The following is a 24,324-nucleotide window of genomic DNA, read 5'->3' on the forward strand; positions in this document are numbered from 1 at the left end:
CGTGCCTCCGGGTCGCGCGCGGCCCGCAAACGCTCCACGGAGTTTCCTGATGTATCTCGGTCTCGACCTCGGCACCTCCTCGCTCAAGGCGCTTCTGATCGACGCGGCGCAATCCGTCGTCGCAGAAGCCACCGCGCCCCTCGATGTGCAGCGCCCCCGCTCCGGCTGGTCCGAGCAGGACGCGACCGCGTGGGAAGGCGCCTGCGAAAAGGCCGTGCGCGGCCTCGATGCCGATCTGTCGAAGGTCCGCGCGATCGGGCTGGCGGGGCACATGCACGGCGCGACGCTCGTGGACGGCGATGACCGGCCGCTGCGGCCGTGTCTTTTGTGGAACGATACCCGCGCCGCCGACGAGGCCACCGCAATGGACGATGCGCAGGCCCGGCGGATCACCGGCAACATCGTCTTTCCCGGCTTCACCGCGCCCAAGGCCGAATGGGTCCGGCGCACGGAACCGGAGATCTGGGACCGCGTCGCACGGATCCTTCTGCCCAAGGATTACCTGCGCCTGTGGCTGACCGGCGAGGCCGTGTCCGAGATGTCGGATGCCGCGGGGACCGCATGGCTCGACGTGGGCGCGCGGGATTGGTCGGAGGCGATGCTGGCGCGGCAGGGTCTGACGCGCGATCACATGCCGCGGCTGGTCGAGGGGTCGGAGATCTCGGCCCGGCTGCGCGACGAACTCGCCGACCGCCTCGGCCTGCCGCGCGGCACGCCGGTCGCGGGCGGGGCGGGCGACAATGCCGCCGCCGCAATGGGGACCGGTGCGGTCGCGCCGGGTCAGGGCTTCGTCTCGCTGGGCACGTCGGGCGTGCTGTTCGTCTCGTCGGCGGCGTTCCAGCCCGCCCCCGAGACGGCCGTGCACACCTTCTGCCATGCGGTGCCGGACACCTGGCACCAGATGGGCGTGATCCTGAACTGCACCGACAGCCTGGAATGGGCCGCGCGCCTGACCGGGCGCGATGCGGGGGCGCTCGCCTCCGGTGATCTCATGCCACCGGGCCGGCCGCTGTTCCTGCCCTATCTCGGCGGCGAGCGGACGCCGCACAATGATGCCGGCGTGCGCGGCAGCCTGCTTGGGATCGAGCATGCCACCGACGCCGCCGCCCTCGGCCGCGCGGTGATGGAGGGAGTGGCCTTCGCGCTCCGCGACAATCTCGATGCCCTGCGCGGCACCGGCACCCCGATCGAGCGGCTCCTGGCCGTCGGCGGCGGCGCCCGGTCCGAGACGTGGCTCAGGATGATCGCCACCGTTCTCGACATGCCGCTCCACCTGCCCCGCGACGGCCAGTTCGGCGCGGCGCTCGGGGCCTGCCGCCTCGCCATGATGGCCGACGGCGCGGGATCCGACGTCGCCGAGGCCCCGCCCATCGACCGCGTGATCGAACCCGATCCCGACCTGCGCGACGCCTTCACCGAAGGCCACGCGCGCTTCAAAGCTGCCTATGCCCCCACGAGGACCCTATGACCGACTTCTTCCAAGGTATCGAACCCGTCCGTTTCGACCCCCAGGGTGACGGCGACCTGACATTCCGGCACTACGACCCCGACGCGACCGTCATGGGCAAGCGGCTGGAGGATCACCTGCGCTTCTCCGTCGCGTGGTGGCATTCCTTCGCGTGGGAGGGCGGCGATCCGTTCGGCGGCCAGACGTTCCAGCGGCCGTGGTTCGCCGACGCCGCCGGGGGCGACACGATCGCGGCCGCGAAGATGAAGGCCGACGCCGCCTTCGAGATGTTCGACATCCTCGGCCAGCCGTTCTTCTGCTTCCACGATGCCGACATCCGGCCCGAGGGCGCGGATTTCGCCGAGAACACCGCCAACCTCGACGAGATCACCGATTACATCGGCACCAAGATGGAGCGCTCGCGAACCCGGCTTCTGTGGGGCACCGCCAACCTGTTCGGCCACCGCCGCTACATGTCCGGCGCGGCGACCAATCCCGATCCGGATGTCTTCGCCTTCGCCGCGGCCACGGTGAAGACCTGCATCGACGCGACGAAGAAGCTCGGAGGGCAGAATTACGTGCTCTGGGGCGGTCGCGAGGGGTACGAGACGCTGCTCAACACCGACCTCACGCGCGAGCGGGAGCAGGCCGGCCGGTTCCTGTGCATGGCCGTCGATTACGCCCGCAAGATCGGCTTCGACGGCGCCATTATGATCGAGCCCAAGCCGCAGGAGCCGACCAAGCATCAATACGATTACGACGTCGCCACGGTCTATTCCTTCCTCAAGGATTTCGGGCTTGAGGACGAGGTGAAGGTCAATATCGAGCAGGGCCACGCGATCCTCGCCGGCCATTCCTTCGAGCACGAACTGGCGCTCGCCGCCTCGCTGGGGATCTTCGGCTCCATCGACATGAACCGCAACGACTACCAGTCGGGCTGGGATACCGACCAGTTCCCCGACAACGTCCCGGAAGTGGCGCGGGCCTATTACGAGGTGCTGCGCGCAGGCGGCTTCACCACCGGCGGCACCAATTTCGACGCCAAGCTGCGGCGGCAATCGCTGGAGCCGGTCGACCTGATCGCCGCCCATGTCGGCGCGATGGATGTCTGCGCGCGCGGCCTCAAGGCGGCGGCGGCCCTGCTGGAGGACGGCGCACTCGAGACGGCGCGCGAGGCCCGCTATGCCGGTTGGGAGGAGGGCGACCTTCTGGATTCCGATCTCGAATCCATCGCCGAGAAGGTGCGCCGCGAAGGCATCAATCCCGAGCCCCGCTCCGGTCGGCAGGAACGGCTGGAGAATATCTGGAACCGCTTCGTCTGAGGTGCAGCGGCGGGTCCGCAAGGGCCCGCTCCTTGCTCCTGAGGCGCACCGGGGACCGATCTCCGGCTCGTCTCAGGCGCCTCAGATCACGGCCAGTTCCGGAAACGGCACCCCGGTCAGAAGCCGCTCCGGCCCGAACGGCGTCAGGTCGAGGCTTTCGTAGCGGCCATGCACGATCCGTTCTGCAAGTCCCCGGCCGAGCGCGGGGGACTGTTGCAAGCCATGGCCCGAAAGCCCGTTCAGGATCATGAAACCCGGCAGGTCGGGATGTTCGCCGACGATGGCATTCGCATCGAACACGTTCAGGTCGTAATGCCCGACCCAGGATTGCTCGACCCGCAACTCCTCGAAGGCGGGGATCCGGGTGGCCATGGCGGGCCACACGACCTCCTCCCAGATCTCCCACCGGCCTGCGAAGTCGTCCGGGTCCACCGCCGGATCCTCGGCCGGGGTGGCGCCGGCCATGTAGAGCGCGCCGTCGGTGCGCACGTGAAAGCCGTTCGGATCGATGGTCAAAGGCAGATCCCGCGGCAGCGGCGTCTTGGCCGAAAACACCCAGGTGTAGCGCTTGCGCGGCTCCACCGGCAGGTCGAGGCCCGCCATCCGCGCGATCTGCGCACCGCGCGTGCCGGCGGCGTTGACGACGATATCCGCCTCGAGCCGCGTGCCCGAGGCGAGCCGCACGCCGCGGACTCGACCGCCCGCCGTGTTTATGCCGGTGACCTCGTCATGCAGGTAGGTCACCCCCCGCTCGGCCGCGATGCGGCGCCACCAGTCGAACATCGTGGTCCCGTCGAAATAGCCCTCGTCCCGCGTGCCGTGCGAGCCGAGCACGATGCCGTCCGTGTCGAAAAAGGGCCATTCGGCGGCGATTTCCTCCGGCGTCATCAGCCGCGTCCCCGCCCCCTCGGCCACCTGCACCGCGTGGGCCCTCCGCAGCCGGTCCGCCATCGCCTCATTGTCGGCGAGATAGAGATAGCCGAACGGATGCAGATGCACCTCCGGCACCCTTTCGTCGCCCATATGTCTTCGGAAGTCCTTCAGGAACGAGATGCCGAACTGGCTGATCCGGACGTTGAGCGGGTTGCCGAATTGCTGCCTGATGCAGGAATTGGTGAAGGCCGTGCCGCAGGCGGCGTAGGTCGGGTCGCGTTCCACCACCGTGATCGCACCCGCCGGGTGGCCCAGTTCGGTCAGCCACCAAGCCAGTGAGGAGCCCATGATGGCCCCGCCCACGATCACGACCCGCTCCGCCATGACGCCCCTCCGTGCACCTTCCGCCCGATCACGCTGGCAGGTTGGTTTGTTCCGCGCAAGCGGCTGCGAAAGGACGGCCCCGAGGCCGGCCGCCTGCGCGCCATCCGGCACGCCCAAGGGCGCCCGGGGGCTTGCATTCTTCCCGGAGGGCTCGACATGGAGCGAGGCGACATGCCGGTGCGGATGTCGTGACCTATCCGCACCGCATCTGTCGGCGCGGAACCTGATCGCGGAGGCGCAGGAGTGACGAAACCGGTTCTCGTCCTGATCCATGGGGGCGGCACGGATGCGCGGTGCTGGGGCGCGGTGCGCCCGCTGCTCGAGGACAGGTTCCGCATTCTCGCGCCGGACCTGCCGGGTCATGGGGACGCGCCTGCGCCACCGGAGGCATCGGTCGAAGCCCTCGCCGCCCCGATCACCGACCGGATCGCGCGGGAGGTGCCGGGGCCTTACGCCCTTCTGGGCCATTCGCTGGGCGGGATGGTGGCGATGCGGATCGCGGCCGACGGGCCCCGGCCCGACCGTTTGATCCTTGCGGACACGTTCGACAAGCCGGCCAGCGGGTTGCAGGCCTGGGGCCGGATCATGGGCATGGGTCTGGCCGCGCGCCTCCTCGGGCGCAGACGGGCGACCGAATATCTGATCGAGGCACAGGGCCTCGGCGCGGGCGGATTCGATGCCGACCTGCGGGCCTCGATGCTGCACGAAGGCGCGATGCCGCTGCACGCGATGATGCGGGCGGTTCGCCGGTTCGACGGGCGGCCGCTGCTCGACCGGCTCGACATGCCCACGCTGCTCCTCATGGCGGGCGGCAATCCGGCGACCGAGCCGGCGGGCCGACGGATGGAGGCGCGGCTGCCCGATGCGCGGCGAGTGATGATGCCGGAGGTCGGGCATATGCAGATGCGCGACGACCCGGAGGGGTTTGCGCGCGAGGTGATCGGGTTTCTCGGCGGGTAGGCGATACCTGAGGGTTCGGATGACGGCTTCTGCCGCATTCCACCGAGATTGGCATGGACGGTCGACGATATTTCATCGGGCTGCCGATATTCCGGCACAATTCGCGGCACAGAAAGCTGTTTTCCATGAAGGCTTTTCGATGCTTCGATTTCTGGCACGTCTCCTCGCATCTCCCAAGAAATCCAGACCGGTTCCTCCCGTCAGGGACAAGCCGCTCGCCAGACATGCCCCGAATCCGCCGGAACGACGCCCGGTGGCAATGCCGGTCCGCGCACCTGCGCCCTCGGCAGGAACTGGAATACCTCCTTCCGCCGCCCCGTCGGATGAAAAGAAGGTCCTCACGAGAAAATGCTACGTGATCGACGGCGACACGATCGTCATTTCCGGAACGCATATCCGCCTGGCGGGCATCGACGCGCCGGAAATGGATCAGCCTTGGGGGCGGAAGGCGAAATCGGCGATGATCGGGTTGTGCAAGGGACAGGTCGTGAATGCCGAGCATGTCGGCGGAGATGATTGCGACCGTTTCGTCGCCAAATGCACGCTTGCGGACGGAACCGATCTTTCCGCCGCCCTCGTGAAGGAAGGTCTGGCGCTGGATTGGGCGAAGTTCTCCGGCGGGGCGGCTCTGTTGCACGGAACGCCTGAAGGCCGAGCTTCCCCTTTCCCCCGTGGGGATCAGCCGACAGGTCGCGTGATGGGGATGCCGAGGGCGGTGTAGCGATTGAGGATGGCGATGCGGACCTGGAGTTCGGCGGTTTGTCTGTCGAAGGTGAGGCATCGAGCCGCCATCGGTCCGAGGCCGATGCCGAACGGCCATGAGTTTTTGCCCGAGCAGCTTCATGCAGTTCATCTTGGTCTCGGCGCGGCTTCGGCGGTGGTAGCCGCTCCATCGGCGCCAGATGGTCCGGCCAAGACGCTTGATCGCGCGTAAGGCCTCGTTCCTTCCTGCCGCCCCTGGGCTGTGCTTCTTCCACGGCTTGGCGTTGCGCCTGGGAGGGATGACCGCATCCGCGCCCCGGTTCGCGATGGCATCGCGGCAACCGCGGGTGTCGTAGGCGCCGTCGGCGGTGACGGATGCGATCTCCTCGTCTGCTGGGACCTGGCCGAGCAGGTCCGGCAATACGGGTGCATCGCCCACGCCGCTGCCGGTGATCTCGACAGCACGAACCTCCAAGGTCGCCTCGTCCATGGCCAGATGGACCTTGCGCCAAACCCGCCTTCGCGCCCCGCCATGCTTGCGCGCATGCCATTCGCCCTCGCCCCGGACCTTGATGCCCGTGCTGTCTCTCACCCGGCAGGGCATCACATGGTGATGTCCCGAGAGGGCACAAGAAGGTGCAGCGAGCCGCCGCTGCCCCGGTAGGGCAGCTGCACGGCCAGCGTCCTCTGCCGTCGGCAAAGTGTCGAGACTGAGGAGGATCAGCGAGCCTTCCAGTGGAAGGCTCGCCCGACGAAGGGCACCGGCCATTCGAGCCCCGCCAGCTTTAGAAGGCTCGCGACAAATCCCGTCGTCTGGCAAAGCGGTAAGCCGAAAAGAACCTTGATCGTCAGGCAGGCCTGGATGGCGGCGTCGCTATAGACCGGCTGCCCCCCGCGCTTGCCCGACGGTGCCGCGTGCCAAGGCGTAGACGGATCGAACCAGACGGTCAGCGATCCACGCTCACGCAGCGCGGCGTTGTAGGTAGACCAGTTCAGGGTGCGGTAGCGGGTCGGGACAGGCTTGGACATGTCGCCCAGCTACGCCGCTGGACTCGCGATGTGAATCCCAGGCAGGCTCCGTGCAACAAGGCCTCCCAGCGATGGAAGACCCGATATCCGATCGGTCAGGCAATAGGCAGGCGATGGTATTTCAGGTTCAGGGCAGGACCTGCGGCCATTGCGAGCGGGCGGTCGCGCAGGCAGTCCGGACAGCGATCGAAGACGAGGGCTATCGCGTTTCGCAGTGGGCTACGGCGACAACGAGTTTGTGCCCTGGAAGATTGGCGCGACGCTGTGACATGACCCACCGTTTTGCCTGCGTGGCAGAATGCATGGTCGAATTAGCCGAGTCCGGCCCGGCCATCTACCGTTGCAGCTTTGCGGGCGACACGTCCAACGTCGCCTGGTACGCCCGCCGCGCGCTGCCCGGCAGCTGGGAGGTGGCGTAGCCACGTGCACGGCCCCGACGCCGTCTCGGGCGTGATGGTAGCCTTCATCGAGAGCGAGGGACCGCCACAGACGCGCTGCGGCGGGTGCCGGGTCGCACCGTCGGGCTCTACATGATTGCGTGTTTCGCTCGACACGAACATCCGGCCCCGCCTCTGGGAGGACTGCCGAGACCACCCGTGCGGAGCTGACCGACTGCGCCCAAGCCTGCGATGTGCTACTGCCCAGCTTCGACGAGGAGGCGGCACTCTTCGGGGACAGAACTCCCGAAGCAACGCTGGCGCGCTACCGCGAGGCGGGCGCGCGGGTCGTGGTGGTCAAGAATGGTGCCGCGCCGATCCGCGCCGGCGCAGCTCTCGGAGGTGCTCGCGCGGCTGGTGACCGAACTGCCGGAGTTCGCCGGCAATATCGTCTATGCCGGCGCCACCCTGCCGTCGCCCGAGGACCTGCCGGCCACCGCCGACCTGATCGCGGCCCATCAGTCGGAGCTCGCTCGGGCAAGTGCGAGCAGGTGGATTACGCCGGGGCACCGAAGATGGCGCGCCACACGCCGACGCGGATGCCCGGGCGTGTGATCTGCTGGCGAAGCTGGAGGGCTGCCTCGCACTTATCGCGGGACTGTCACCGGGCACGCGTGCGCTGACAACCTCCGCGCTGCGCAGCGATGACCCCTTAACGAGGAGCGCGCTCGATACCTGCATGACCTTTCTCACCTGGCAGGATCACCTCGAGACAATTAGCGAGGTCCGGTTCCCGCTGGGAGGCTGCAGCGCGGCCGATTCCCACCAGGCTGCGCAGCGCGGGGCGGCAGGACAGAAACCCGTCGGCTTCTCGCTCTTTGGAGGCGCGCTGAAAGCAGCCGTGGCCGAGCCACCGTGAAGGGCAGGGCACCGAACGGTCCGGAAGGCTGGCGAGCCGTCAATTTTGCCAACGCGAGTGCATTCGGAGCTGGCGCGTCAGCTGCTTTCTGCCTCGAAATAAGTCGGCAGCGTAGCGGCAATCGCCTTCAGATCGCTAAGCACACCGCGCAAATGCGCGCGGATGGAAGCCTCTGCCGCTGCCTCATCTCCTGCGGCGACGGCTTCCACCACTGCCCGATGCTGCTCGATCAGGTGATCGAGCGGGAATTCTTCGGCGGTCAGGTGCCGCACGCGGTCCATGTGCATCTTGATCGGCTGGATATGCGACCAGACCCCGGCCAAGCCAGCGGCCGCAGCGAGTGTCTGGTGGAACCGGTCATCGAGCTTGACGAAGACCTCGCCCCCTTCGCTCAGGCGTCGTGTCTGTTCCGTGATTTGATCGCGCAGGTCCATGACCCATTTCGCGCCCGCCGTGTTCGCGCGCGCCGTGCGCGCGGCGGCGCGGGCGATGTCTGCTTCCACCGCCTCTCGTACAAACTGCGAGTGAGTGACGTCGCTGAGATTGATCTTGGAAACATAAGTGCCACGCTGGGGGCGGATCTCCACCAGCCGCTCTGCTCCGAGCTTGATGAAGGCTTCCCGTACCGGCTGCCGAGACATCCCATAGGCGGCGGCAATCTCCTGCTCGGACAAGCGCGTACCCGGCGGCAAGGCACCGGTGATGATCCTCGCGCGCAGATCAGCGGTCAGCTGAACACCGATCGGTGCGGTCACTTCGATGGTCGCGAGCCTGTCCATGATCGAGGTTTAGCCGTCGCTTCCGCCCACCGCAAGCATCAAGATACTACCATACTTGTATCTGGCCTGCGACTCGGCTACTGATGCCGCAGCGGAGGAGGATCGGAATGCAGCAGACTTGGCGATGGTTTGGGCCCATGGACGGTGTTGCCGTCGACGACATGTTGCAGGCAGGCGTCGAAGGCGTCGTTTCCGCCCTTCATCACGTGCCGACCGGAGCGGTCTGGACTTCAGGGGAAATTCGAAAGCGTCAGGCGGAAATAGCAACCCGGCGCGACGGCACGCCCTCTGGCCTCGCCTGGGAGGTCGTCGAAAGCCTCCCGGTGTCTGAAGACATCAAGAAGCAGGTTGGCGCCTGGCGCGACCACATCGCCGCATATCAACAAAGTCTGCGGAACCTGGCCGAAGCGGGAATAGAAGTCGTCTGCTACAACTTCATGCCGGTTCTCGACTGGACGCGCACGGACCTTGCCTGGAGGGTCCGCCACGGCGGGACCGCGATGCGGTTCGACCTTGTGGATTTCGCCGCCTTTGACATCCACATCCTGAAGAGGCCCGGCGCGGCTGAGAACTTTCCCGGCGCGGTGATTGAGGCTGCTCGCGCACGCTTCGCAGAGATGACGGAGGCGCGCAAAACTGAGCTGGCCGGGAACGTGGTGTTCGGCTTGCCGGGCGCGGCAGAGCGCTTCACCCTCAGTGACGTCCGCGCCCATCTCGCCGAATACGCGGGCCTGTCGCCGGATACCCTGCGCACCCACCTCGTCGACTTCCTTTCCGAGGTTGCGCCCGAGGCTGATCGCCTGGGAATTCGGCTCTGCTGCCATCCGGACGATCCGCCGTTTCCGCTTCTCGGTCTGCCCCGCGTCATGTCGACCGAGAAGGATTACCGAGCTATGCTCGACGCGGTGGACATCCGCGCGAACGGGATCACGCTCTGTTCCGGTTCGCTCGGCGCGCGGCCCGATAACGACCTTCCAGGCATGATGAAGCGGCTCGGCGACAGGGTGCATTTCCTGCACCTGCGCAACGTCACGCGCGAGACCGAAGGCACGCCCTGCTCGTTCCATGAGGCCGAGCACCTCGGTGGCGGCACCGATATGGTCGCGCTGATCAAGGCCGCGCTCGACGAAGAATCTCGACGGCGCGCCGCCAATCGCAGCGACGCCTCCATTCCATTCCGGCCCGATCACGGCCAGGACATCCTCGATGATCTGACGCGTAGGGCGCAGCCGGGGTATCCAGCTATCGGGCGACTGAAGGGGCTTGCCGAGCTACGCGGCATCCTTACCGCTCTTAGCCACCCCCTTGCGAGCTCCGCATGACGCGGCTGACGGCAAAACTTCTTCCTCAACTGCCCGAGGGGGTCCGCCCGGCTTATGATCCTGCGGCCCAAGCGGCAGGAATTTTGCATCTCGGCCTCGGCGCATTTCACCGTGCCCACCAAGCGTTTTACACCGACGCCGCGCTCGCCCGGGATGGCGGCGACTGGCGCATCCTCGCCGTGAGCCTTCGTTCCACCGAGACCGTTGACGCGCTCCGGGCCCAGGATGGCCTTTTCACCCTGGTCGAGCGCGGCCCGCACGGAGATCGCGCGCAGGTCATCGGAGCCGTGGCAGATGCGCTGGCCGCGGCGCGCGATTCCCAGGAAGTCCTCGCCGTCTTTGAGCGGCCGGAAATTCGGATCGTGACGCTGACCGTCACCGAGAAAGCCTATGGATTCGACCGTGCATCGATGGACATCGAGCCGGGTCACGAAGCGATCGCCGCCGATCTTGCTGCGCCCCAACAGCCTCGGGGGGTCATCGGACTGCTTGTCGAGGGGCTTCGACGCCGGCGAGCGGCGGACCTTCGGCCGCCGGCAATTCTGTGCTGCGACAATCTGCCTGAAAACGGACCGCTGCTGCGCGCTGGCGTTCTTGGTTTCGCTCGACGGGTGGACGTCGATCTGGCGGAATGGATCGCGCAGGAGGTGGCTTTTCCAGCTTCAATGGTCGATCGCATCACCCCGGCCACCACTGATGAGACCGCCAAACGTGCCCAAGCACTCATCGGCGCGGATGACGCAGCGGCCGTAGAGACCGAGCCCTTTACGCAGTGGGTGATCGAGGAGAACTTCCCGCAGGGCCGGCCGTCTTGGGAGGCCGGCGGCGCAGTCTTCGTGGCGGATGTCGCCCCGTTCGAGCGAATGAAACTGCGGATGCTCAACGGCGCGCATTCCCTAATTGCCTATGCCGGATTTCTTGCCGGGCATGCCTATGTCCGTGATGCGATGAGCGACGCCTCTCTGGCAGTTCTGGTCGACCGGCACATTCGGGCGGCAGCAGGAACAGTGGGACGGCTCGAGGGCATCGATCTCGACGCCTACCGCGCTGATCTTCTCGCCCGGTTCGCCAACCCCGCGATCGCCCATCAGACCTATCAGATCGCCATGGACGGAACCGAGAAGCTGCCGCAGCGGATTTTTGCGCCTGCGACCGATGCGTTGACCTCGGGTGCTGATCTCGCGCCCTACGCTTTCGCCGTGGCGGCCTGGATGTGCTATGCGACTGGCCGCGACGCAAAGGGTAAAAACTACGACCTGCGCGACCCTCGGGAAGATGAGCTGCGTCGTGCCGTGCTGCACGCAGGGAATGATGCATCGGCCCTCGTCGCCGCGCTGACGGCGCTACCCAGCTTCTTTCCCGTCAGCCTCCGTGACAGCCCGGCCTTCAGGCATGCGCTCGAAACCCGGCTGGCGGTCATGCTGGATAGGGGAATGCCAGAAGCGATCAGGCGGGAGGCAGCATGAGGCGCCTTGTTGCCATCGGCGAAGTGATGGTGGAGCTTTGCGGCGGGCAAGAGAACGTTTGGCGCTCGGGGTTCGCCGGAGACACGCTCAACACGCTCTGGTATGCTCGCGCCGGACTCGATCCGGAACGAGACACGGTCTTCTATGTGACCGCGCTCGGCACCGATAGCATGTCGGACCGCATCCTCGAATTCCTCGCCACCGCCGGGATCGAAACCAGCGGGATCAGGCGTATCGAGGGGCGGAATCCCGGCCTCTACATGATAGAGCAGAAAGCGGGCGATCGCGCTTTCCTGTACTGGCGCGGGCAGTCCGCGGCACGCTGCTTGGCCGACGACGAGCATTCTCTTCGAGACGCGCTCCGCGGCGCCGACATGATCTATCTCAGTGGCATCACCCTCGCGATCCTCCCCCCAGCTGCTCGGGAGAGGCTTCTGACGGTGCTGCAAGAGGCGCGAGCGAACGGCGCCACTCTGGCCTTCGATCCGAATATCCGGCCGGCTCTGTGGGAAGATGCAGAGACGATGCGGGACGTCCTTTCGCGCATGGCGGGGGCCTCGCAGATCGTCCTGCCGAGCTTCGACGACGAGGCGCGCACGTTCGGCGATGTCGATCCCGCCGCAACCATCGCGCGCTACCTTTCGGCAGGCGCACAAGAGGTTGCCGTCAAGGACGGCGGACGTCCGGTGAAGCTCTCCGATGGCGCCTCGATAGAAGTGGCCGCGGTTGCGGAAGTGGTCGATGCGACTGCGGCGGGCGACAGCTTCAACGGCGCCTATCTTGCCGCCCGGCTCGCAGGCCACACACCGTCAGAATCCGCGCGTGTCGGCATCTCTACGGCGCAGCAGGTTGTTGCGGCGCCGGGCGCGTGCATCAATCTGAAGTCTCTCGCCGCTTGGCGCCAGAGGGCCGGATCAGAAGGCGACGGTGTCGCCCGGGGCGCCCGGGCCGCCAGGCACTTCGCCCTGTGCCTGATGCCCGACTGGCTAAAGGTGGCGCTGCCGCCGGATGGCGACCCCGCCCCTGTCGTGGAGGCCCTCGGGGATGACGATACACCGCAGCGCACGACGCTTGCCCAGTGCCGGACCGTCTTTACCCTTGCTCACCTTTACCTCGTGACGGGTGGGCCAGAGTTTCTTAAGGCTGCAGGCCGAATTCAGGCCTTCGTCATGCGCCATCTTCGAGACGAAGATGGCGGCTTTCGGTGCGCCGTCGCGACAGACGGCGCTCTTCTTGACGATCCGGAGACCCGGCTCCGGCGCAGTTACGACCAATCATTCGCGCTTCTCGCGCTCGTGACACTTCGTCGCGCCGACCCAACAGCAGCAAGCGCAGCCGATGTGGACGCCTGCTGGCGCTTCATCGAAACCTGCCTGATCGAGCACGCAACCGGCGCGCTCTGGGAGGACGACCGCGGCGCAGCCGGCTCCCTCGTCCGGGGACAGAACCCGCAGATGCACATGCTGGAGGCGCTTCTCCAGGCGCATGAAATGACCGGCGAACCGGTTTGGCTGTCACGGGCCCGATCCTTCGTGGAAGTCGCTGAGAAGCACTTCATCGACCCCGTCACCGGAGCCGTCCGCGAGTTTGTGGGAGCGGACCTCGCCCCGCTTGATACCGAAGCCGGTCGCCGACACGAGCCGGGGCACCAATTCGAATGGGCTTGGCTCCTGCGCCGCTACGCGGCCTTTTCAGGGGACCCCGCTCCGATGGCGCATGCAGAGCGGATGCAAGCTTTTGCAGAAACGCATGGCGTGCGGCCGGCCGGCCCGATGGCCGGCGCTCCGTACGACGCTGTGGATGCAGATGGGCGTGTGACGGAGGAAGGTCACTTGCTCTGGCCGCTGACGGAGGCGGGCAAGCTATATGCCGCCCGGGCGCTCGCCGAGCACGACCGTGTCGCCGCAGACCGGGCGCGAGAGATCGCCGAAACCGTTTTCGGCCGGTATTTCGCGGATGGCGCCGTGGCGTGGGTCAACCGACTCGACAGCCAAGGACAGATACTCTGGGGGGCGGCGCTGAGCCGCCTTCTCTACCATGTGGCGATTTTCGTCACTGAGGGAGGCCGCGCTGGTCTCTGGAGGCTCAATGGGCAGGACGGGCGGCCCATCGAAGACACGAGCCCGTATCAATCCGAGGAGGAGAGAAAATGCACTACCTGACCAAAGGCGCGGTGGCCGCAGTCGCCGCCATCGTCGCCACGCAAGCCGCAGCGCAGGACTACGAGCTCGCGCTTTCCACATCGCAGCCGCTGACCGACCCGCTCGTCATCGCGATGAAGAGCGCCGAGGAGCAGATCGAGAAACGCTCGGACGGACGCCTTGCGATCACCATCTTCCCGAGCTCGCAGCTCGGAGAAGACAACGACGTCCTGGAACAGATCCGCAGTGGCGCGCCGATTGCGGTGCTTGTGGACGCCGGCCGGCTGGCGCCGTTCCAAGAGGAACTGGGCATTCTTTCCGCGCCCTATCTGGTCGACGACTACACCGACTATGCGAAGATCACCGCGTCGCCGGTGTACCAGGAATGGGCCGACGAACTTGCAGAGAACTCCGGTCTGCGGCTCCTGAACTACAACTGGTTCCAGGGAACCCGGCAGATGTTCACCAACAAGCTGGTGGAAACTCCGGAGGATCTGTCCGGGGTTCGGGTCCGCACCATCGACGCGCCCGGCTGGGTGGCGACGATTGACGCAATGGGTGCCACGCCCGCTCCAATGGCATGGTCGGAAGTCTATTCGGCGTTGCAGCTCGGCGCCATAGACGGTGCAGAGGCCCAGCTGACCGGGGCCTTTGGCATCAAGCTCCATGAGGTGACGACCAACGTGGCATTCACCAACCACATCCAGCTGTTCACGGGGCTGGTAACGTCCGACGACTGGTATCAGGCTCTTCCCGAGGACCTGCGCCTTATCCTGGACGAGGAGCTGAGCGCCGCAGGCGAGGCTGCCACCGCGGCGACTGTGGCGAAGCTTGAGGAAGTGCAAAGGGAAATGGAGGCGGCCGGCGTCGCCTTCAACGAGGTCGACGAGGAGCCCTTCCGGCAAGCGGTTGACGGCGTCTATGAGGAACTCGGCCTCAGCGAAGCTCGCTCGGCGCTCGAGCCTTACATCGACGGCGACCAGTAAAAGGCTTCGTCCCGGCCTCGATCCGAGGCCGGGACCCATTGCAGGACGGGGGAGGACGTCATGGCGCTTTGGAAGATATTCGACCGGGTGGAGCAGGTGGTGGCGCTGATCGCGCTGCTCGGCGTCGTTCTTTCGGTCCTGCTCGCGGGCATCGGTCGCAGCATCGGCCTGCCGATGGCCGCGGCGCCGCAATACGCTCAACTCTCGCTGATCTGGGCGTGCATGCTCGGTGCGGATCTCGCCGCGCGGCAGGGCCGGCACATCCGCGTCACCGCCCTGGCCGACGCAGTTCCGACGCACGTGCGCGCCGCTCTCTCGCTGGTGATCCTCGTCCTGATCCTGCCTTTCCTCGGCTTCGTCGCCTGGCACGGCTGGTTCCTGGCCATCAACAATTGGGAGCGCGAGCTTGGCGCCTCGGGCCTCTCCTACGGGGTCGTAACGCTGGCACTTCCGGTGGGTGCGGTACTGCTCGCGACATCCTTCATACGACGCTTGCTCTCCGTCGGGCTTGCAGGGTTGCTCGACCACTCGGCAGATCCCGATGCACCTGGCGGCAATGCTGCGCGCGACGCGGAGGACCTGCTATGATATCCGCCCTGATCCTGGGCATGGCGCTCCTGCTGATCGCCATTGGCATGCCCGTCGCCTTCGCCATCGGCATCGCTGGCACCTCCTTCTTCCTGCTGCCGTCGACCTTCCTGCCCGACGCGACCGCAGTGCAACGGATCGTCGCCGTCAGCCAGTCCTTCCCGCTCCTCGCGGTGCCGCTTTTCATCCTGCTCGGCAACCTCATGAACGGCTCGGGCATCACCAGTCGCCTGATCCAGCTTGCGACAACGCTTGCAGGGTGGATGCGTGGCGGCCTTGCTCAATCCTCGATCCTGCTCAGCGCGCTGATGGGCGGCGTCTCGGGTTCGGCGGTTGCAGATTCCGCGATGCAGGCGCGAATCCTGGGGCTGCCCATGGTCCAGAAGGGATATAGCCCGGGTTTTGTCGGCGCGGTTCTGGCTATCGGCGGCCTGATCACTGCAACAATTCCGCCAAGCCTCGGGCTTATCCTCTACGGCTACCTCGGAGAGGTCTCGATCGGTCGCCTGTTCATCGCAGGCCTCGTGCCGGGCTTTCTACTGACTGTCGCGCTCATGCTGACCACGACCATCGTCGCGCGCCGCCGGAACTACGTGCCTGAGCTTGAATCCCTGCCAACGGCCCGCGAGGTCTGGCGCGACTTCAAGAACGGCTTCTGGGCTGTTCTCTTCCCGGTCTGGCTGCTGCTGGGCATTCGCTTCGGCTACTTCACGCCATCGGAAGCCGGCGGCTTCGCAGTACTCTACGCGCTGGTGGTCGGCATGGTCATCTACCGGGAGTTGACGCCACGCCGTGTGCTCGATGCGTTTGTGCAAACGCTGAACGACATCGGCATGATCATGCTGATCATCCTGTTCTCCGGCACCTTTGGCTACGTCATCACCTTTGAGCGGGTGCCGCAGGACATCGCGGAGTTCACCCTCACGGCCTTCACCAATCCGACGGTTCTGCTCTTCGTGGTCTCGGGCTTCTTGCTTGTGCTCGGCATGCTGGTCGAGGCCACCGTGCTGGTGATGCTTCTGACACCGATTCTCGTGCCTGTCGTGACCGCGGCGGGCATCGACCCCGTGCACTTCGGTCTAGTGATGATGACCCTTGTGACCTTTGGCGGCATGACGCCTCCGGTAGGGGTTTCGATGTTCACGGTCTGCGGGATCATGGGTTGCTCATACCGCGATTACACGACCGAGGCCCTGCCCTTCATCGCCGCTGTCCTGATTACCGTGACCATCATGATCCTCTTTCCGCAAATCGTTCTCTTCCTTCCAAACTGGCTGATGTGAACCCCATGCCTCTGCACCCCGACCGCCTTTTTCCAGTCGATCAGGCCACCCGCGAGCTGGCCCGGAACATCTTCGCCACTATTGAAGGCGCGCCGATCATCTCGCCGCACGGGCACACCGACCCGCGCTGGTGGGGAGAGAACGCGCCGTTCTCAGATCCCGCCTCGCTGTTTGTGACGCCCGACCACTACTTGACGCGAATGCTCACAAGCCAAGGAGTGGCATTTGAGGATATGGGCATCGGCAGAGGCGCCGAGACCGACCCCCGTGCGATTTGGCGCACCTTTGCTGAGCACTACTATCTCTTCGCGGGAACTCCCTCGCGGCTCTGGGTGGATCATGCTCTCTCGGAGGTCTTTGGCATCGCTGAGCGACTTTCTCCCCGCACCGCAGACGCCGCCTACGACGCCGTTGCTGAAAAGCTGGCGCAGCCCGAATACCGGCCTCGGGCGCTTTATGAGAGCTTCGGGATCTCCGCGATAGCTACCACAGACGGTGCTCTCGACGACCTGCGTTGGCACCGCAAGGTGCGCGACGATGGCTGGAGCGGTCGCGTTCTCCCGACCTACCGGCCCGACGCGGTGATAGACCCGGATCAATCCGATTTCGCCTTGAACCTCGACAAGCTGGGCGAGATGACAGGATGCGATACCGGCACTTGGCAAGGCTATCTTGACGCCCACCGGAGCCGCCGCGCTTTCTTCAAGGAGATGGGTGCAACCGCGAGTGATCACGGCCACCCAACGCCGCGCACAGCCGATCTGCCCGCGGCCGAGGCGCAGGCGCTGTTCGATCGGATTCGCGCGGCCAAGGCAGGTCCCGATGACGCCGAACTCTTCCGCGCACAGATGCTCACCGAAATGGCTCGCATGTCGGTCTCGGACGGGCTCGTGCTGCAAATCCATCCCGGCTCGTTCCGCAGTCAATCCGTTGCGGTGCGCAATGCCTATGGTGCGGATCGCGGCTTCGATATCCCGGTCCCGGTCAGCTTTACCGAGGCGCTTCGCCCGCTCCTCAACGCGGTAGGACTCGAGCCGGAACTGAAGGTAATTATCTATACACTTGACGAGACGACATATGCGCGCGAACTCGCGCCGCTCGCTGGTGTGTGGCCCTGCCTGCTCCTCGGCCCGCCTTGGTGGTTTCACGACAGTTATGAAGGGATGCGCCGCTATCGCGCGTCGGTGACCGAGACCGCCGGATTCTGGAACTGCGCGGGCTTCAACGACGATACCCGCGCGCTCTGTTCTATCCCCGCACGCCACGACGTGGCTCGGCGGGTCGACAGCTCTTTTCTCGCTGAGTTGGTCACCAGCCATCGCGTCGATGAAGAGGAAGCGTTCGCTATCGCCCCGCTTCTGGCGGGCGGGCTCGCGTCAAGGGCTTTCCGGCTCTAATCATCGTCGATGAACGCCCCGCCGAAGCAGGACTCGGACTATTCAGTGGCAGTGTCGGCGACAGCTACAACAACGCGCTGGCCGAGACGATTAACGGGCTCTTCAACAAGGCCGAGCTCATCCACCGCCTCAGGCCATGGCGAAGCATTGAAGCCGTGGAATACGCGACGCTGGAATAGGCGGACAGCTCCAACAACCGCCGCCTGCTCGAGCCTATCCTGTCGAGCGAACGCAGCCTCGGCGCGACATCAAGGGTTTGAACGAACCTGCTGAACACCTCGGGGTTCTGCACGAAGGGCCCCGTCAGGATCACCCGCTCGGGAAACAGCAGCCGGCACAGGTTCGCAGTCAGACGCAGCATCTCGGAAAGCGCGATTTGGACGACCGGCGACTCGCGCAGGTCCATCCGCGCGAGATGAGCGGTGACCCCGCTTTCGCTCGAGGGCAAACCCGGAAATTCGGCCGAAAGGGCAGGCTGAATCGACCAAAGGCCGGCCACGGTTTCCAAGCAGTCGGTGTTGCCGCAGTTGCAGCGCAGGCCGCGCCCGTTGCCAAGGCCCCAGTGGCCGATCTCGCAGAAGCGGCCACGGCTGCGGTTCACGACGTCGCCACCCGCGGCATAGGCGGCGCCGATGCCATGGCCCCAGTGCAGCAAGAGAGCGGTCTCCTCGGCGCCGTGGCCCTCGTGCAGGCGCAGGCCGGCCAGTTCAGCATCAAGGTTGCGGATCAGCCAGACCGGGCAGTTGAATCCGGCCAGCGCCGCACCAAGATGGAAGTTCCGCAACTCGGGCCAGCGAGCCGAGACACACCAGGTCTCGCGGCCCACGTCCAGCAGGCCGGACATTGAACAGACGATGGCGCAAAGCTCGGCCCGGGGCGCGAAAATCGCTGCGGTGTCCCGAATCAAGCTGCGCAGGCATGCCGCCATAGCGGCATTGTCGGACTCGTGCGGCGGGGCAGCGGTGACCTGTCCCAGAACGCGCAGGTCCAAGTCAACGGCACTGGCCACCAGTGTCTGATCTGTGACAGTGATGAAGACCGCGCCAAGGCGCAGTGGGTTGAATGACAGCACCGCCGCCGGACGCCCCTTGCCGCGCCCGCGCGCGGTGTTCTCGTGCAGCAGGTCATGAGCGGTTAGCTGGCCCACCAGATCGGCCTTGTTGCACGGAGCCTGCCGGGGATTCACATCGCGAGTCCAGCGGCGTAGCTGGGCGGGTCGTGTCGCGAAGGTGGTGGAAATTTGAAGGCGGCGTAATCTCCGGGTGAACCAACCACCCCTTGGCGCAAGGTCCATCTGGCCATGGACGAGGCGACCTTGGAGGTTCGTGCTGTCGAGATCACCGGCAGCGGCGTGGGCGATGCACCCGTATTGCCGGACCTGCTCGGCCAGGTCCCAGCAGACGAGGAGATCGCATCCGTCACCGCCGACGGCGCCTACGACACCCGCGGTTGCCGCGATGCCATCGCGAACCGGAGCGCGGATGCGGTCATCCCTCCCGGGCGCAACGCCAAGCCGTGGAAGAAGCACAGCCCAGGGGCGGCAGGAAGGAACGAGGCCTTACGCGCGATCAAGCGTCTTGGCCGGACCATCTGGCGCCGATGGAGCGGATACCACCGCCGAAGCCGCGCCGAGACCAAGATGAACTGCATGAAGCTGCTCGGGCAAAAACTCATGGCCCGAGACTTCGACAGACAAACCGCCGAACTCCAGGTCCGCATCGCCATCCTCAATCGCTTCACCGCCCTCGGCATCCCCATCACGCGACCTGTCGGCTGATCCCCACGGGGGAAAGGGGAAGCTCGGCCTTCAGGCGTTCCGTGCAACAGAGCCACCGGAAGGGCTTCGATTTTCCAGCAGACACCGCAATCACGCTGAACCCTGGGATCACTATGTTGTCGCCTGAATTCTACACCGACCCAGAACGGTTCGATCCTTCTCGGTTTTCGCCTAACCGTGCAGAAGACCAGGTGCACAAATTCGCACGGACGCTGTTTGGTGGAGGTGCGCACAAGTGCATAGGCATGCATTTCTCGACCTTGCAGGTCAAGCTTTTCATCGCGACCTTGCTGCGCGAGCGTCGAGTGGAGCTGGCGAGCCCAACCGGAACCGAATGGCAACGCATGCCTATCCCAAGGCCCAAGAATGGTCTTCCGATTGTATTGCATCCCGTCGCCACGCATTGACTGTGCATGCCGACCCGACATGTCCGGCATCAGCGCCGATGGGACACCTGTTTCTCGAACTGGTGCCCTTTCCCGCGGGCCAGATGATATAAATAGAAGCTCTCTACTTCCCCAGCTCTATAGCTTGGTAGATCCTGCTTGATCGTCCATGTTGCTCGAAGTTTACCAACGGCCGGGGAGGTGATCTGCAAAGGGATGCGGGACGCCAATGCCCTGAGTATCGGGAAGGAGGTTCCCATCCGGTTCTCGACTACCATCGCATTGATCTTGATGTTGTCCGCTGCCGGACTGACCTACGAGATTGCCGCGGGCCGCGTTCTCGCTCCCTTCTTCGGAACGTCGCTGCTGACCTGGACAAGCGTCATCGCAATCGTCTTGGGAGGGTTTTCGCTGGGCAGCGCCCTCGGTGGCCTCATTGCAGAACGCCCCACCGCGGTCGCAGTTGGCACTGTCCGCAATGCGCTGGTCGCGGCGGCGGTCCTCATGGCGGTGTCACCGACCTTGCTCGGCCTGCTGCATTCTTGGGGCGCGCGGGGCACCGGGGGGATGCTGCTCAGCGTCTTTCTGGTCTTTTTCCCGGCATCGGTTTGCGTCACGCTGCCATCGCCCTTTCTGGCCAAGGTTGCGATCCAGGCGAGGCCCGGGCGGGAAGGTTCGTCGCTGGGTTTCGTGCTCGCGGCGGGATCGGTCGGCGCGATTTTCGGCGCGATCGTTGCCGGCTTCGTGGCTCTGCCGTTCATCGGTGCGACGGCAACCTTCGCCGCGTGTGGCGCGGCCACCCTTCTTTGCCTGCCATTTGTGCGAAATGCTCCGCCTGGCGGAGAAAGAAGGCAAGACGGGGGGGCAGATACCGCTGTGGCCGTCGCGGCGGCGGGGTTCGTGGCCTTCGCAGGTCTGGCCGGTGCGCCAGCATGCCAATACGAGTCCGGCCTGTCTTGCCTGCATGTCGTGCAGCGCGGCGCCGTGGTGCGACTTTTCTCGGACGGAACCGCGCAGGCGGCCGAGCGGGTCTCTCGGGGCGCTGAGCGAGACGGCCCCGTCGATCTCTCGCTTCCTTATACACAATGGCTCTGGATGCGCCTGGATCGCGACTTGGGCCCTGCGCCCTCCGTGCTGTTCATCGGTGGCGGCGGCTACAGCCTGCCGACAGAGCTTCTCGCGTCGCGCCCCGATGCCCAAGCCATCGCGGTGGAAATCGACCCCCTTGTGACGCGGGTGGTTCAGCAGCACTTGCCGCGGGCGGCGGAAATGATCGCGCGGACCGGTTACGACGCGGCCAACGACGCGCAGGAGGCGACGGGTCGGCTTGGCCTCGTTCATGCGGACGGACGAGTCTACCTGAACGAGACAGAACGCCGCTTCGATGCCGCCGTGATGGATGCATTCTCCTCGGGCTCGGTGCCGGCCCATCTGGCAACGCGCGAGACCTATGAGCGGCTGCGCACCATTGTGGACGGTCCAGTCTATGTGAACCTGATCGATGAACACGATGGGCCGCTTGTGCGCGGCGTTCACGCGATCCTGCGCGAGCTCTACCCGCATGTGGAAGCGGTTCGTGGCCCTCTGAATGATCAAGGCCGCGCCAACTTTCTCCTTGCCGCTTCTCCAACGGCACTCGCCTCTCTGGACACCTTGCCGGACGATTACGAACGCACCCGCATCTCCGAGGCTCGCGCCTTCACCGACGACCGAGAATGGGTCGGCCACCGATAGGGGCCAAATTTAGGTGGTAGACTTCAGCTGTTGGCTTCCCGCCGACGCAGTGCGTCGACCCTGCTCCTTGATCATCCCGATGGTCTGCGGCCCGCTGTAATGGCTCTTTCGCATCCGTCTGCTCCTTCGAGGTTGAGCAGACTCTGCATCACGGTGAGGGATTTCACGAGGGCAGGTCAGTGGCATTGCCGGTATCAATCGCCCACGCTGATCCACATAAAACAACCTGACAATCCCTTCCCGTCGTCTCTCGCGGGCAAGATCGTCCGCCGCGACATCTTCGACGACAGCTTCGCGCGCGATCTCAAGACCCTCATCGAGCGGTTCGGCGGGCAAATCAGGGATCGCACCCACGTCTACTGGCATGGCGATGAGCATCATGTCCGCGGCGGCTATGAGTGCACGTTTCGCGAGCCGGGGGCCGAGCCGATCGCAGCCGCGCTCGCTGAGCTCGATCTGCTCTACGACCTCGTGTCCGCAGCTCTCATCGCCGCCGGCGCTACGAGTATAGCGGCCAACATGATGGACGGATGAGTATCCTGGCGCCCCACTCCGGGGGCGCCGTTCCTTGAGGGTCAAATGACCCGGACTCGCGGAAGGATCACCGCGTGTCGGCGTGCCGGCGTCTCCTCCACCTGCTGCTCCGGCCGGCGCGCCATTGACCAGAACCATGGAGCATCGCGCAGTATTCCTGGCGCGACACGGCGACTACCGTAGCCGATATCCCGCCGCCTCGCGCAATCTGTCGATCTCCTTCCGAACCTCAGCCCGCGGACGCGGCTTCCAGCCATCGCCCTCAATACCGACCAGCTCATGAAGCAATGCTCGCATGGGCAATTCCAGGTCACTCCCATAAACTGGGCGCCCTCGAAGTTTGCCAATCGAATGCCCCATGAGATGTGCTCGCTCCTCGTTGGTCATCTCCGCATCGTCCATTCGATCTTCGAAGGAATGCCGAAGACCACTTATGACGTAGCGGCCAGTCTTTCCTCTGGGGGGCTCCGGGAAGAGATTGTTGCCGCGCAGAAACCCGTTCACATCACCCGAGTAGGAAGCCTTCCGCGATATCTTGTGAATTCCTTGGGGTGCCTCCGCATCGCTTCCAGAGCCGGCCCAAGCAATACGACAGCACGGGATGTGGACTTCCTCTTCAGTTCTCGCCTGTTCTCGCCCTCCAGCACCACTTGCAGCATGATGTGCGGGATCGGGGCGTCCAGGTGAATGTCTTCTTCTGGAAGATCGTAGATCTCGGATGCGCGACACCCGCAAATAGCCTCGATGATCGCGATGTCCGACGCCTCCTGATTGAGGCCTTCGAGCACTCGGTCTCTGACCAGACGCTGGCACACCCATTCTTCAGGGAGTGCAAGCTTCTTCCGTTCGTTATCCGAAGGGTCGTAGGAAAGCTTCTCCACGCCCATGCAGTCGAAAACGTTGGTCCGCTTGCTCTTTGGCAGCCTGATGTCGTCGAAGTGCGCGTCGATCATCTGGCGCACATATCGGATCTGCTTGTTCGCGTAGTTCGTCGTGACCGCGCCTGTCCTTGCACGCTTCTTCCAGAAATCCTCGTAGTCCACTGCGTTTTGCTCTGAGATCGTGAGGATCGTTCGCTCACCGACCTGTGCCCTGAAGTCCTTGGCGGCGCGCTTGAAGTTCCCGCACCACTCGCGGCGCTGGCGGGCGTTCTTCGCGCGAATGTCAGCCTCCTTGAGAACAGGCATGCGCTCTGCCATCTCGTCGAGGCAGGCATCCGGGAGGTCGATAGCACCGAGGGCTGCGGGAACTGCTGCCGAGTTCGGATCGATACTGGCTATGGTCTCGATGCGCGAAAGAAGTTCGTCCATCGGACCTGTGAGCAGGTCGTCCATCGGGGTGAACGTCATTCCCCAGCTCTTGAGGAGTTCGACCGAAGTATCGAAGATCGCGCGAGCGTCGGCTGCCTTCCCGGCGCGTCGCGCCCGCCAGTCATTGATCAGCGCGGCCCGCATGATTGCGCATTGCGCCTCAGCCTCGCCTCGATCGCGTGTTTTCAGAGACCTGTTGATCTCGGGGAGGGGTTCGACGTCAGCAAATTCGGCGGGAACGCGCATGCGTAGGTAGTAGGTTCTGCCTCGGAGATCGAGGTAATCGGCGGTAGAGATTGGCATAAGATCTGCCCCACATTCTGCCCCACAGCGGGGTCGGTTTTCAGGAACCTCATCCGGAGGTGGATGAGGCGATTTCTCCCGAAAAACTTGGGTTCATCTCGTCGAGCAGGGAAAAATCAACCTGCTGCCGGGCTTGCATCTCCTGGGCACCACGGTTCAACTCCAAACGTCGGGGTTTCTTGATGTCGCGAGTTTTTTCCTCGATCCCTAAATGTCGTGGCGCAGTTTGCGACGTGGTTTCTGCCGGATTGTTTTTTGCTCCGATCGCTTAGGTGCGCCTTACCCTTTCCGCGTTGAGGTGGTCA

The 24,324-nt window shown here is 65.0% G+C and carries 20 protein-coding genes and 4 pseudogenes; 19 read left to right on the forward strand and 5 right to left on the reverse strand.

Going from position 1 to position 24,324, the window contains the following annotated elements:
- Nucleotides 1–49 precede the first annotated feature (49 nt).
- Together xylB and xylA are read left to right on the forward strand one after the other, a co-directional pair.
- Nucleotides 50–1,468, forward strand: coding sequence for a xylulokinase (xylB, locus tag JSE7799_RS13120; RefSeq protein ID WP_055664024.1), 1,419 nt, complete (start codon nt 50–52; stop codon nt 1,466–1,468).
- Nucleotides 1,465–2,769, forward strand: a complete 1,305-nt coding sequence (xylA, locus tag JSE7799_RS13125; RefSeq protein ID WP_055664025.1) for a xylose isomerase — start codon at nt 1,465–1,467, stop codon at nt 2,767–2,769. Before xylB ends, xylA begins: the two co-directional genes overlap by 4 nt.
- 81 nt (nt 2,770–2,850) lie before the next feature.
- Here the strand turns inward: xylA and JSE7799_RS13130 are convergent, their stop codons facing one another.
- Nucleotides 2,851–4,026 (reverse strand): NAD(P)/FAD-dependent oxidoreductase, encoded by a 1,176-nt coding sequence (locus JSE7799_RS13130; RefSeq protein WP_055664026.1) that lies wholly within the window; start codon nt 4,024–4,026, stop codon nt 2,851–2,853.
- 243 nt (nt 4,027–4,269) lie between these two features.
- Between JSE7799_RS13130 and JSE7799_RS13135 the strand changes: the two genes are divergently transcribed.
- Entirely contained in the window at nt 4,270–4,986 is a 717-nt protein-coding gene (locus tag JSE7799_RS13135; protein ID WP_055664027.1) for an alpha/beta fold hydrolase, read from the forward strand.
- Between the two features lie 355 nt (nt 4,987–5,341).
- On the forward strand, nt 5,342–5,707 hold the full coding sequence (locus JSE7799_RS21840) for a thermonuclease family protein (protein WP_055664028.1): 366 nt from the start codon (nt 5,342–5,344) through the stop codon (nt 5,705–5,707).
- Here JSE7799_RS21840 and JSE7799_RS13145 read toward each other — a convergent pair.
- Nucleotides 5,665–6,717, reverse strand: a pseudogene (locus tag JSE7799_RS13145) (IS5 family transposase). The gene JSE7799_RS21840 and the pseudogene JSE7799_RS13145 sit on opposite strands and share 43 nt — an antisense overlap.
- Nucleotides 6,718–6,986: 269 nt before the next feature.
- Between JSE7799_RS13145 and JSE7799_RS21105 the strand changes: the two are divergent.
- From JSE7799_RS21105 to JSE7799_RS13155, 3 genes are all read left to right on the forward strand, one after another.
- Nucleotides 6,987–7,136, forward strand: a complete 150-nt coding sequence (locus tag JSE7799_RS21105; RefSeq protein ID WP_186201939.1) for a hypothetical protein — start codon at nt 6,987–6,989, stop codon at nt 7,134–7,136.
- A 324-nt stretch (nt 7,137–7,460) separates the two neighbouring features.
- Nucleotides 7,461–7,709, forward strand: a complete 249-nt coding sequence (locus JSE7799_RS21110) for a hypothetical protein (RefSeq protein ID WP_186201940.1) — start codon at nt 7,461–7,463, stop codon at nt 7,707–7,709.
- A gap of 124 nt (nt 7,710–7,833) precedes the next feature.
- The gene (locus JSE7799_RS13155) at nt 7,834–8,013 is read left to right on the forward strand and encodes a hypothetical protein (protein WP_055664030.1); all 180 of its coding nucleotides are present in this window, start codon (nt 7,834–7,836) and stop codon (nt 8,011–8,013) included.
- A 77-nt stretch (nt 8,014–8,090) separates the two neighbouring features.
- Here JSE7799_RS13155 and JSE7799_RS13160 read toward each other — a convergent pair whose 3' ends face one another.
- Nucleotides 8,091–8,792, reverse strand: a complete 702-nt coding sequence (locus JSE7799_RS13160; RefSeq protein ID WP_055664031.1) for a GntR family transcriptional regulator — start codon at nt 8,790–8,792, stop codon at nt 8,091–8,093.
- Nucleotides 8,793–8,899: 107 nt separating this feature from the next.
- On the opposite strand from JSE7799_RS13160, the gene uxuA reads away from it, so the two are divergent.
- The 8 genes and pseudogenes from uxuA to JSE7799_RS19960 all read left to right on the forward strand — a co-directional run.
- The gene (gene uxuA, locus JSE7799_RS13165; RefSeq protein WP_055664032.1) at nt 8,900–10,114 is read left to right on the forward strand and encodes a mannonate dehydratase; all 1,215 of its coding nucleotides are present in this window, start codon (nt 8,900–8,902) and stop codon (nt 10,112–10,114) included.
- Nucleotides 10,111–11,580, forward strand: a complete 1,470-nt coding sequence (locus JSE7799_RS13170; protein ID WP_055664033.1) for a mannitol dehydrogenase family protein — start codon at nt 10,111–10,113, stop codon at nt 11,578–11,580. Before uxuA ends, JSE7799_RS13170 begins: the two co-directional genes overlap by 4 nt.
- Nucleotides 11,577–13,742 carry a PfkB family carbohydrate kinase gene (locus JSE7799_RS22155; protein WP_083480586.1) on the forward strand — a complete coding sequence of 722 codons (2,166 nt, stop codon included), beginning with the start codon at nt 11,577–11,579 and terminating at the stop codon, nt 13,740–13,742. The genes JSE7799_RS13170 and JSE7799_RS22155 overlap by 4 nt, the downstream gene beginning before the upstream one ends.
- A complete protein-coding gene (locus JSE7799_RS13180; protein ID WP_055664034.1) occupies nt 13,730–14,707 on the forward strand; it encodes a C4-dicarboxylate TRAP transporter substrate-binding protein in 978 nt (325 codons plus the stop codon). Before JSE7799_RS22155 ends, JSE7799_RS13180 begins: the two co-directional genes overlap by 13 nt.
- Nucleotides 14,708–14,767: 60 nt before the next feature.
- On the forward strand, nt 14,768–15,295 hold the full coding sequence (locus tag JSE7799_RS13185; RefSeq protein WP_055664035.1) for a TRAP transporter small permease: 528 nt from the start codon (nt 14,768–14,770) through the stop codon (nt 15,293–15,295).
- The gene (locus JSE7799_RS13190) at nt 15,292–16,578 is read left to right on the forward strand and encodes a TRAP transporter large permease (protein ID WP_055664036.1); all 1,287 of its coding nucleotides are present in this window, start codon (nt 15,292–15,294) and stop codon (nt 16,576–16,578) included. The genes JSE7799_RS13185 and JSE7799_RS13190 overlap by 4 nt, the downstream gene beginning before the upstream one ends.
- Nucleotides 16,579–16,583: 5 nt before the next feature.
- The gene (gene uxaC, locus JSE7799_RS13195) at nt 16,584–17,975 is read left to right on the forward strand and encodes a glucuronate isomerase (RefSeq protein ID WP_055664037.1); all 1,392 of its coding nucleotides are present in this window, start codon (nt 16,584–16,586) and stop codon (nt 17,973–17,975) included.
- Between the two features lie 11 nt (nt 17,976–17,986).
- Nucleotides 17,987–18,151: pseudogene (locus JSE7799_RS19960) on the forward strand (IS3 family transposase); the annotation flags it as partial.
- Nucleotides 18,152–18,258: 107 nt separating this feature from the next.
- Here JSE7799_RS19960 and JSE7799_RS21855 read toward each other — a convergent pair.
- Nucleotides 18,259–19,269: pseudogene (locus JSE7799_RS21855) on the reverse strand (ROK family protein); the annotation flags it as partial.
- Between JSE7799_RS21855 and JSE7799_RS13205 the strand changes: the two are divergent.
- The 4 genes and pseudogenes from JSE7799_RS13205 to JSE7799_RS13215 all read left to right on the forward strand — a co-directional run.
- Nucleotides 19,255–19,752, forward strand: a pseudogene (locus tag JSE7799_RS13205) (IS5 family transposase); the annotation flags it as partial. The pseudogenes JSE7799_RS21855 and JSE7799_RS13205 overlap by 15 nt on opposite strands.
- A gap of 41 nt (nt 19,753–19,793) precedes the next feature.
- Nucleotides 19,794–20,159 carry a cytochrome P450 gene (locus JSE7799_RS19965; RefSeq protein WP_245624888.1) on the forward strand — a complete coding sequence of 122 codons (366 nt, stop codon included), beginning with the start codon at nt 19,794–19,796 and terminating at the stop codon, nt 20,157–20,159.
- Nucleotides 20,160–20,429: 270 nt separating this feature from the next.
- Nucleotides 20,430–21,872: a fused MFS/spermidine synthase gene (locus JSE7799_RS13210; protein ID WP_055664052.1), complete on the forward strand. Its 1,443-nt coding sequence runs from the start codon at nt 20,430–20,432 to the stop codon at nt 21,870–21,872.
- Nucleotides 21,873–22,025: 153 nt separating this feature from the next.
- Complete coding sequence (locus JSE7799_RS13215; protein ID WP_055664039.1) at nt 22,026–22,406, forward strand: hypothetical protein; 381 nt, start codon at nt 22,026–22,028, stop codon at nt 22,404–22,406.
- A 500-nt stretch (nt 22,407–22,906) separates the two neighbouring features.
- Here the strand turns inward: JSE7799_RS13215 and JSE7799_RS13225 are convergent, their stop codons facing one another.
- Nucleotides 22,907–24,019 carry a DUF6538 domain-containing protein gene (locus JSE7799_RS13225; protein WP_055664041.1) on the reverse strand — a complete coding sequence of 371 codons (1,113 nt, stop codon included), beginning with the start codon at nt 24,017–24,019 and terminating at the stop codon, nt 22,907–22,909.
- Nucleotides 24,020–24,324 lie beyond the last annotated feature (305 nt).

The organism is Jannaschia seosinensis (assembly GCF_001408515.1).
GTDB classification, from domain to species: domain Bacteria; phylum Pseudomonadota; class Alphaproteobacteria; order Rhodobacterales; family Rhodobacteraceae; genus Jannaschia; species Jannaschia seosinensis.